This is a genomic window from Fulvivirga aurantia, assembly GCF_009711475.1.
Taxonomy (GTDB): Bacteria; Bacteroidota; Bacteroidia; order Cytophagales; family Cyclobacteriaceae; genus Fulvivirga; species Fulvivirga aurantia.
Genome location: NZ_SMMD01000846.1, coordinates 1 through 11004, shown reverse-complemented (window position 1 = coordinate 11004; position 11004 = coordinate 1). Strand labels below are relative to the sequence as shown.

Below are 11004 nucleotides of genomic sequence, written 5' to 3'. Positions count from 1 at the left end.
TTCTTTATTTTTGAGAATTCTACCATATAGTTTATACTTACCATTGTAAGGGTTTGGGAAAGAAATAATTGGTGTATCATGCTTGAAAAACGATGGCTTATAAATGACCCTCCGGAAGAGGAGGTTGTCAAAGTACTGTGTGAAAGTATTAACGTGAGTCAGCCAATAGCATCTATTTTGGCACAACGCGGAAAGACCTCATTCGATGAGGCTAAAGCTTTTTTTAGACCCAAGCTTTCGATGCTTCATGATCCTTTTCTTATGGCCGATATGCATGCGGCTGTCGATCGGGTGTACGAAGCCATTCAAGGGCAGGAAAAAATATTGGTTTATGGTGATTACGATGTAGATGGTACTACTTCAGTAGCCCTATTTTTTGGTGCTATAAATAAATTCTACCATCGCTCAGACTTTTATATACCTGATCGGTATAAAGAAGGCTACGGTATTTCTAAGCAAGGCATCGATTTTGCCATAGAAAATGGATATTCTCTTATCGTAGCATTAGACTGTGGAATTAAATCAGTTGAACTGATAAGCTATGCTCGGGACAATGGCATTGATTTCGTAATCTGTGACCACCACCGACCCGGAGATGAGCTGCCCCCAGCCATTGCATTACTTGATCCCAAACGTGCCGATTGCGAGTACCCTTATAAAGAATTACCAGGTTGTGGCATTGGATTTAAGCTATTGCAAGCCCTTTCAAAAAAGTATCCTGAGCTGAAGATTGACCCGTTTGATTTTCTTGACTTGGTGGCTGTGAGTATCGCCTCAGACATAGTACCTATCGATGGAGAAAATAGAGTGCTGGCCTATTACGGCATAAAAAAGCTGATGGATTCTCCAAAGCCGGGGCTGAAAGCATTGATGCGGTTGGCAGGAGTACCTAAAAAAGTAACCATTACGGGGATAGTCTTCGGGCTCGCACCACGTATAAATGCTGCCGGAAGAATTGACCATGCAAAAACCTCTGTACATATGCTTTTGTCAGAGTCTGAGGAGGAGGCCTATCATTTTTGCGATAAGCTCAACCTTAAAAACAATCAACGCAGAGATTTTGACTCTTCCATTACGCAAGAGGCCTTGGCTATGATAGAAGAAAGCGATAATCTAAAAATCGCAAAAAGCACTGTTTTATTTAATAATAGCTGGCACAAAGGTGTAATAGGCATCGTGGCTTCCCGATGTATCGAAAAATTTCACCGACCCACAATTATTCTTACAGAATCTAACAACAAGGCTACCGGATCTGCAAGGTCTGTTCCCGGTTTTGATGTCTATGAGGCCATCTCACAATGTAGCGATTTGCTCGATCAGTTTGGTGGCCACATGTATGCCGCTGGACTTACCATGGATGTTGACAAAGTGCCGTTGTTTCAGGAAAAGTTTGAGGAGGTTGTTTCCGGGAGTATTCCGGAAGAATTACTCACACCTCAAATAGAGATAGACACGGTTATCGATTTTGACCAAATCACGGCTAATTTTTTCAGTGTTTTAGATCAAATGGAGCCATTTGGGCCAGCCAATCCTAAACCAGTGTTTATGGCTGAGAACGTGTTTGTGTATGGACATATTAAGCTGATTAAAGGCAAACATTTAAAATTTACTGCGCAGCAAGTAGATCGTGATAAGAAGTTTGAAGTAATTGGCTTTAATCTTGCTCCTATCGAGAAGAAACTGGCAGATGGCGTGCTGTTTAAAATGGTCTTTACTATTGAGGAAAACCATTTTAGAGGTATGACTTCTATTCAGTTAAATGTAAAGGATATCAAATTTGATTAGTTATTTTTGCTCATTATGATTTTAAGGTCTGAGAATTTAGTAAAGAAATATAAAAAGAGAACGGTTGTAAACCATGTATCTGTACAGGTAGAACAAGGTGAAATTGTAGGACTGTTAGGGCCTAATGGAGCCGGTAAGACAACAACCTTCTACATGATTGTAGGTCTTATTAAACCCAATGAGGGAGAAATTTTCTTAGATGGTGAAAATATCACAGACTTACCAATGTACCGTAGAGCTAAGCTCGGCATTGGTTATCTGGCGCAGGAGGCTTCCGTTTTTAGAAAGCTTACCGTAGAGGAAAACATCATGGCGGTATTGGAAATGCGTAATATTCCGAAGAAAGAGCAGAAAGAAAAGATGGAAGCACTTCTGGAAGAATTTAGTCTTACGCATGTGAGAAAAAACCTGGGCGTGGTACTCTCAGGTGGAGAAAGAAGAAGAACCGAAATTGCGCGAGCACTGGCCGTTGACCCTAACTTTGTTTTACTAGATGAGCCATTTGCAGGTGTAGACCCAATTGCTGTTGAGGAAATTCAGACTATTGTAGCCAAGCTTAAAGAAAAAAATATTGGTATCCTCATTACCGACCACAATGTAAACGAAACACTTTCGATTACAGATAGAGCCTATCTTATGTTTGAAGGAAAGCTACTTAAAGCAGGATCTGCTGAAGACCTTGCTGCAGATGAGCAGGTAAGACGAGTTTACCTCGGGCAAAGCTTTGAATTGAAGCGAAAAATTTAACCTTTGCGATTCGGCAATGTTGTGTAAATTGATAATTTCATAAATTAGAAAAGAACTACATTGGATATACTCAACTCCATATTAACCTGGGTAATGAAAAAGCGAATTCATCAGATGGAGCTTTTTATGAAGTACCCGCATGATGTACAGGAGGAGCTTTTTAAACGCCTGGTTAGCGAAGCTAAAAATACGGAGTTTGGCAAGAAATATGGGTTTGCAGAAATATCCAATTACGAGCAATATAAAGAGAAAGTACCTACCCACTCTTACGAGCAGCTCTACCCATATATAGAGCGCCTCATGCGAGGTGAGCAAAATATCTTATGGCCTTCTGAAGTTACCTGGTTTGCCAAATCATCTGGTACAACCAATGCACGGAGTAAATTCATCCCTGTTTCTCAGGAAGCTTTAGATGATTGCCATTTCAAAGGAGGGAAAGACCTTATCTCTATCTACGTCAACAATTATCCTGAAACGAAGATGTTTACTGGGAAAGGTTTGACGATTGGTGGCAGTCACCAAATCAATGAATACGACCCCAATGAAAACTCATATTATGGAGATGTATCTGCAGTAATCATGCAGAACCTACCATTATGGGCACAGCTCATCCGTACGCCAAAACTGGATGTAGCGCTCATGGATAAATGGGAAGAGAAGATTGAAAAAATGGCCCTTGTTACATCAGAAGAAAATGTGACTAACTTTGCTGGTGTACCTACCTGGACTATTCTACTCATTCAAAAAGTGATGGAGCTTACAGGTAAAGATAACATTCTTGACGTATGGCCAAATCTGGAGGTTTTCTTTCATGGTGCAGTTGCTTTCGGGCCTTATCGGGAGCTTTTTAAAAAGCTAATTCCTTCTGAGAAAATGAGCTATGTAGAGACCTACAATGCATCTGAAGGGTTTTTTGGCATACAAGATCAAAAAGACAGTACCGAACTGCTCCTCATGCTCGATTATGGTATCTTCTACGAATTTATTCCGTCTGAAGAGATTCATGAAGAGCACCCTAAAACAATAGGATTACATGAGGTAGAACTAGGTAAAAATTACGCCATGCTTATTTCTACAAACGCTGGTTTGTGGAGGTACAATATTGGCGATACCATCAAGTTTACCTCGATTGATCCATATAGAATTAAGATTTCTGGAAGGACGAAGCATTTTATTAACGCTTTCGGAGAAGAGGTAATTATTGAAAATGCAGAATCAGCAATAACCAAAGCTTGTGAGGCAACTGAAGCAATAATTGATAATTTTACGGCAGCTCCTGTGTATTTTGACGAAGGTAATCGCGGTGGACATGAGTGGATCGTTGAGTTTAAACAGCCACCTAACGATCAGCGGAGATTTGATGAGGTACTGGATATTACGCTTAGAGAGATTAACTCTGATTATGACGCCAAGCGATATAAAGATATGGCACTACAGCCACCTATAGTTCATCATGTAAGTCAGGGTACGTTTTACAATTGGATGAAAAAAAGAGATAAGCTGGGTGGACAAAATAAAGTGCCCCGATTATCCAATAACCGGGAGCACATTGATGATATCCTGAATATGCTCAGGGCTTAATTAAAGTCTTTACCTTCCTCCAGGGTTTGCAAATAAGCAGCTAAAAATTGCTTGCTGTTTTCTGGCGCTTTCTCATATGCTGTTTTTTCATATTTTAATGCTTTAGTGATGTCGCCATTGGCCGAATAGCCTCTGGCCAAACCATGAGGAGCCAACCAGTGGTCAGGCCATCTTTTGTTAGCTTTCTTAAAGATCTCTAAGGCCTCTGCATCCTGATCCTGCCCTATGAGTAATCGCCCATAATTATAGTAGTTGTTGATTGTAGCTGAAGGGTCTTTCAAGGCCTCTTCCATTACTGATTGAGCTTCATCAGTTTTACCCATGGCTGATAATACAGAAGCCTTAGTCTGTAATGTTTGGAAGTTTTTTTGACTGTAAAACTGCCCTTCTACTGCGTTATTAGCATATGTTAGTGCTTCTTCCAGATGCACATTATTACTCACGAGATAATTAGCTGCAGCAGTCCAGGAAGTGAGGTTAAAGCCCGGGCTAGATTCTAACTCTGCCTGTAAATTCTGATACACGATTTCCGGAGTATCAAAAGCTATTGTCACTGGGATACGCTTTTTTTCCCAATCAAGTGCAAGAGTAGCTTCATTGTTGCTCACAGCAATGAAATTATAAGTCAGTAGGTTGGTTTGAGGAATTTCCACAGTTTCTACCTCTACACGCAATGCATCATCTGCTTTGTCATAAAAATAACTTCCCCAGGCACTGGTTTTCTTATTAAAAATCACTGTGGCATTCCCATCTTCCATCACCGCTATATGTAACCCGTATGTACCAGCTGATAGTTCTTTACCTCCTATCTGTGCATCATGAGATAGGCTTATAGTTGTATTTTCATTAGCACCGGCTCTCCATGGTGCTTCTGTGGCAGTGCCAAAACCTAAGTTATTATACCCGTAGGGGACTACATTCCCCCAAATATCGCCCGATCGGTCTTGTCCTTGTGGGCTTATCACATTGGGTCGGCTGTAGTTTACAGTGATTTCAGAAATACCTACAGTCTGTTTTACTGTGGCCTGAGCACTGGCTCTTGGTAATGTTACTCCCTGAGCAAACACTGTTGTGCCTATAAAGAGGCATAGAATTGTCAGGGCAATCGAATAGGTAGATTGTCTCAATTTCATGATAGTAATTTTAGTGAAAGGTTGTTTTTGGTAAGCTCTGATTCTTCTATCTCTAATTACGAAGACAGTAAAGAGGAGTTCATTCCATTACACAACTATCACATTTATCATGATAAATGGTCTGTTTCAGAAAAAATAAAGCCCAAATTGGGGTATTAGGAATTGTCTTTCTTGCTCGATTTGAGCAGGTAGGTTTTGTTTTCTTCTCCCTCTACTATCCTTCTTATGTTTTTATGGTGTGTCCATACGATTACGATAAACAAGAAGAAGCCGAAGATAATTAGCAATGGCTCGCTAGACTTAAACCTTGGAACGAATACTAAAAGACTAGGGAATGTAAGCGTTCCTATAATAGAGGCCAACGATACGTACTTTGAAATAATGAGGGTAATTAGAAAAACCGCTATACAAACCAGCGCAACTTCGTAGTGTACCGCTACCATCATACCCAACAAAGTAGCTACTCCTTTGCCACCTTTAAAGTTTATAAATGCAGAAAAGATGTGACCTGTTACCGCTACGATACCGAGTATAAGCTTTGCAGTTACCAGGTATGACTCTTCTATGTAACCAAGATTCATAAGGATTACTGCTATAGAAGCTGCCAACATACCCTTTGTGATATCGGCCAGCATAACAATAGTACCAGCTTTTTTACCAAGTACTCTAAATGTATTTGTTGCCCCAGGATTGCCGCTGCCGTGCTCGCGCACATCTGTATTGTAAAAAGCCTTTCCAAACCATACTGCTGTTGGTACAGACCCTAAAAAATATGCTACTACTGCCGCTATTCCTACTGCAACTAAATTCATTCAATATTTAATTAGTACGAAAAAAAAGAAGTAAGTAAATAACTCACTTCTTAAACTAAGAGTTCAAAAATACGTTTTTTAGTACAATTTTGGAAATCAGAAGCCATCGTCATCATCCTCGAAGCCATCATCTTCGTCTTCTGTACCACCGAATCCATCCTGAGCATTGGGGTCGTCAACAGGGTCTTCAATTTCAGCGTCAAGTTCGTAAATATCATCAATGCCATAATATTGCAACCTGAAGCGATTGATATAATTCAGAACTTCTGCTTTACTGGCAGGAGCAAATATAAGGTCACCTAGCTTAGCCTTAGACCCATTACTTTTTTTGCTAATAACATCATTGAAATTGTTATTAGACGAATACACAAGCAAACGACTATCTTCCAGACTGAAGTAGAACCATGAAGCAGCAGAAGCTTTTACAAATAAATTGAGCACCGGCCCACCTGCTTCATTTTTCTTTATTTCAAAAAAGCCGTCAAAAGCAGCGTTGAGATCATACCGATTGATGTTAGATAACCCCAGCTTGCCTTCACTGTAAAACGCCTGATAGTCTGAAGAATATTTGAAATCTACATTGGCAAAAGTCAATGGCATAGAAGATTGCTTAGACATCTCACCCAAAGGCACATAATCCAACATCGAGCGTTCTTCATACTCTCTTGCAACTCTTTCTCCTGCTATATCTGCCAGTTTGTAAAGTAGTTGTGTTTGATCTCCCAGCCCTTCAGGAGCACCTAAATTGTTAATAACATCAATCATGTCAGCAGCCATCAAATCGAAGGCCTGAGAAGGGACTGGCTCAAAGTTTAAAGTAATGAAAGTGTTGAGACTGAACTCGCTTCTTTCATTGTTGCCTACACCTATAGCTGCGGCATTTACATTTACATCTTTCGCTGGATTGACAAAGTTTACCGGGCCTTCGAATTCTACATAACCAGTATCATCGTTAAATCTGAAAATTTTTCCTGCTAATGACTTACCAGCTGCTTTTAAAGAATCTTCTATCACATACTGGTTTTTTTCCTGATCAAAAAACAGCATACCAGAAGGGGTAAAGAAATCTTCATCGTCCGGTGTATATTTTTCTTCAATAAAAGTAGTGTAAAGGCTATTATCACCAGCAGAAAAGTTAATGCCAGCTTCAAGTCTGCGACCATCCTCGGTAAGGGCTTTGTCAAAGTTGATCATTACCTCTTTCTGGTCACCGGTGCTGGAGTGCTCAATCCACGTGTTGTAACCCGCTCTATTTAAGTCTAGCTTGATAAAGCCGTCTAATTGCATGGCAGGCTTATGAGCGTAAAGTGTCATGTCGCCCTTGTAAAACATCGATGGACTGATTACAATATTTTGAGTTTCACTAATTGAACCATTAGCCACTGTATGTCGTTCTGTCTCACCTTTTCTTGAGCCTGGTACTGGTACTTCTTCCAACCTGAAGTCCTCTACTTTTATCGGAAGGGTGTCATTCAGTGCGTTTACAAACTGATAGGTAGCATACCCGCTAAATTCATTTCTACTTTTTATATCAATCACACCTTCTGTCAAGCGGTGGTATTCGTTGAGTGTATCTAAAATAATGGTTGTGTTTGTAAGCGTACCTATTCTTGAGTTTTCTAAAATCAAAACCTCGTTGTTTTCAGGGGTGATTTTAGCATCTGCAACTACGATAAATGGAATACCACTGACCTTTAATTCGGAAGTGTTGATATCATATTCGGCTTCAGTGGCATTGAAACGTAGTGAATCCAGGTCTTCTCTGGTAGTATAGAAATAAGAGCTTTCCAGAGGAACATCTTCCGGCTTCGACATGGTGATTTTTTCATCAATCAGATCCCAGCGAGCTTGAGTAATAGATGTTTTGAATTGCGCAAACGGGAAGGCGATTGCTGCCTCTCCTTCAACCTCAGGACTTATAACCGCATAATTTTGCTCCAGGTTAAAGGCAAGCCTCACATCATCACCATAAAGCGCGGGTTTATCCGGGTTTTCAGATTCCAGTTCAAATTGAGCATGTCGAGCACTAAACCGATCTTTTTCGAAAGTCATTTCATTAGACTCTGAGACCGACCCACGAGTAAGTAATTTGCCTTTTCCATACACTCCTGAGTTGGAAATAATCGCTGTACCATCAAGAGCAGCCGTTTCATCATAGAAATGTAAGGGCTCCTCTATATTGGAGATATACATGCTGTCTTTCTTTGGCAGCCATTTCATTTTAAAGTCCGACAGATTGGCTTGAGGGAAAATTATGCCTCCATAATCTTCTTCTCTCATGCTAAAGTTTTTTCCTGTAGCCACGACCGAGTCGGGGTAGAATATAAAATCATCAGAAAACATGGTGGTAGTAAGGAAGTCAATTGTCCCGCTCCCGCGTAAACCACCTTTGTCGAGCTTCAGGTCGTCATAAAAGGTACCTTCTCCCTCGTATAATTGGTATCCTTCAGGGGGTACTTTATGGTAAAAACCTAAAGAGTTGTCTTCCATGATACTCAGCTTTTCTTCAAAAACTGGAAACATACCACTGGATATAAACGAGCCCTCAAAACCAATGGTGGAAGGATCGGAATCTCCCAGACTGTCCAGATCGAAAGGAGGGACCATGAAATACACGGATCGATCGTAAGCACCAGCCAGTACATTAGGTCTGTCAAAATAAACGACAGCACCTTTTTTAGAGTCAAACTTAGGGAAGTTGGTATTCTTTACTTTTCCAGATTTGTTAGAAGGCTTATTGATATATAAGGTTCCGGAGCTGCTTTGTAGGTTGTTGCCCACATCTCCGGCACTTACTGAGTCTGTAGAAACAAGCGTGTTATCTACTTTTTTACTTGGATTATTTCCCTTGCCAACATAAAACTGGATGGAGTCAATTTCATTGAGATAGATAAGAAAGCTGTCGTATTTAAAAGTAAAATTACGGCCAATGTATTCAAAATTACCGGCTCTTACTTTCCCGTTAAATGAGAAGTCACGATCCTGTAAAAATGTAATTTCGCTGCTATCAGGCTCAATCATCACATTTAATGAATCACTTACTTTAAACTGCTCAACACCCCTTATTTTTAGTTTACGTTCTTTAAAGTTGAGCGTAATGTTAGGATCTGTGTGAGTAACCGAGGCTAAGATTATATCATCATAATCGGTTTTACCAGCCTTTGAATTGTATAAGTGATGCGCTTTCTGTTTTACTGTGACCAGGTCATTTTTAGCATCAAACCCTATAAGTCCTTTTCTAGCCAAAAATACCATGGCCCCCCGAATGATTTTCTCGTCTTTTCTAAATGATTTTGCCAGATCACTCACGTAAAACTCATCGGTACCTTCTTTATTGGCATAATAAACGACCAGTGAAAGCGGGTTGAAGTTATAAAGTTTATCACCCAGAGATCGATAATCTTCATAGCTGTAATGCTCGGCAGACTCAATTACCGATGGCACCATTCTCCTGGCGCCTAAGATTGAGGCATCAAGACTGTCAGACTTAAGATCCCAACGGATAATATCTGCGGTAAAATCTACATTAAAGAAAGTAGAAGTGAAGGGAGTGTCTTTAAACGGGCCTTTGTCTTTTTGCACAACCAGCTGTTTGGAATTGTAATCGTATTTAAGCCTAACTGATGGATGATAAATTGAGTCATTGCCCTGATAGATGACCAAAGATGCTCTCTCTGTTCGAATAGTTGAGTCCTTAAACTCAAAGACTTTGGCTCTGGCTCTAAAAAGCTTAGCAGGTTTATTTTGCACTTCTATCATTGAGGTACCACCGAGTATCGATGTACTAAGAATTTTACTTCCTCTCATAGAAAAGCCACCCTTATAGATCAAGTCCTGACCGAGATCCTGAAGCCTGATGTTTGCATAGTAAGATTCAAACCTTGGATAGGTGCTGGTGGTTGTGGTGTCATGCCTCACACTTCGGTACTCAAAGGCACCGTCAACAGGGTCTTTGACTTTTCCTTTATAGGTGAGTTTAGCTGATTCGGCTTTTAAGTAAGGCTTTGTAGTATTGAAACTGTAATCAGTAAAGGTGGCAAATACGCTATCTGAGCTTAGTCCTGCCATTGACCAATCGAATCGGCCGCCAGCACCAACAAACTGATTTGTAGCTATAAGAAAATCACCCTTGCCGCCTGAAATAAATACAGAGTCATATGGAGTAACGAAATTTAGATCAACCTTTTCGAAACGGATTACGGGGCCACTAATAACCGGTAAAACATTGCCACCAGTTACAGCCGCAAGCATATCCTCGTCAGAAGATTCTTCATCAGTCCACTCAGTATCCCAATCATCATCTTCCCAGTCGTCTTCTTCCCAATCGTCTTCGTCATCCCAATCATCATCCTCCCAGTCATCATCCTCCCAATCGTCCTCTTCCTCCCAGGTATCTTCATCAGCCCACTCATCATCGGCAGGTTGCTCTTCTACTACCTCTGGTATTTCTTCCACAGGAACTTCCGTGGCAACATACTCAAAAGAGTAGCTGTCGTTGAGTACAAATAATTTGTTTGAATTGGCGTGATACAAAGCCCGGTGCGAAAAGAAGGCATTCATAGTCCTTAAATAATTAAGCACACCTTCCCTATTCTGATTCTCAATGACACTTGCTGTCATATTGAGGTATTCGGTCAATTTATTACTCTCCAGGCCTTCTTTATTTATTGCATTAGCTATAGATTTAAGATAGGCGACTAATGCTGGCCTTACCTTGTATCCTTTAGCTAAAAGTGACTTGGATTGAGCGATTACTTTAGTTTGCTGGGATTGATCCAGGCTCTGCCATGCCATTGAGAAGTTTTCTGCAACCTCTAAGGCACCTTCATTGCGTGTTGCGGTAAGTATGGTATTTACAGAGTCAGCAAAAATGGTCGGGTCATCAGGCAGAATATCTCCCTGGCTAAAAGCCATAAAGGGTGATGCTATAAAAAGCAAAATGTATA

6 protein-coding genes are annotated in these 11004 nt (G+C 40.5%); 3 read left to right on the top strand and 3 right to left on the bottom strand.

From position 1 onward, the window contains the following. The first annotated feature begins 78 nt into the window (after positions 1 to 78). Genes recJ through E1176_RS12620 form a run of 3 tightly spaced genes read left to right on the top strand, consistent with a single transcriptional unit; the run spans position 79 to position 4113 of the window. Positions 79 to 1785 (top strand): single-stranded-DNA-specific exonuclease RecJ, encoded by a 1707-nt coding sequence (gene recJ / locus E1176_RS12630; protein WP_155210997.1) that lies wholly within the window; start codon positions 79 to 81, stop codon positions 1783 to 1785. Positions 1786 to 1800: 15 nt separating this feature from the next. Further along, positions 1801 to 2532 (top strand): LPS export ABC transporter ATP-binding protein, encoded by a 732-nt coding sequence (lptB, locus tag E1176_RS12625; protein ID WP_155210996.1) that lies wholly within the window; start codon positions 1801 to 1803, stop codon positions 2530 to 2532. Between the two features lie 60 nt (positions 2533 to 2592). Further along, positions 2593 to 4113 carry a GH3 auxin-responsive promoter family protein gene (locus tag E1176_RS12620; RefSeq protein WP_484494457.1) on the top strand — a complete coding sequence of 507 codons (1521 nt, stop codon included), beginning with the start codon at positions 2593 to 2595 and terminating at the stop codon, positions 4111 to 4113. Here the strand turns inward: E1176_RS12620 and E1176_RS12615 are convergent. From E1176_RS12615 to E1176_RS12605, 3 genes are all read right to left on the bottom strand, one after another. Continuing rightward, entirely contained in the window at positions 4110 to 5246 is a 1137-nt protein-coding gene (locus E1176_RS12615; RefSeq protein ID WP_155210994.1) for a DUF2911 domain-containing protein, read from the bottom strand. The two genes, E1176_RS12620 and E1176_RS12615, sit on opposite strands and share 4 nt — an antisense overlap. A gap of 155 nt (positions 5247 to 5401) precedes the next feature. Further along, on the bottom strand, positions 5402 to 6058 hold the full coding sequence (gene plsY, locus E1176_RS12610) for a glycerol-3-phosphate 1-O-acyltransferase PlsY (RefSeq protein ID WP_155210993.1): 657 nt from the start codon (positions 6056 to 6058) through the stop codon (positions 5402 to 5404). A 96-nt stretch (positions 6059 to 6154) separates the two neighbouring features. Next, a complete protein-coding gene (locus tag E1176_RS12605) occupies positions 6155 to 10972 on the bottom strand; it encodes a hypothetical protein (protein ID WP_155210992.1) in 4818 nt (1605 codons plus the stop codon). Positions 10973 to 11004: the final 32 nt, after the last annotated feature.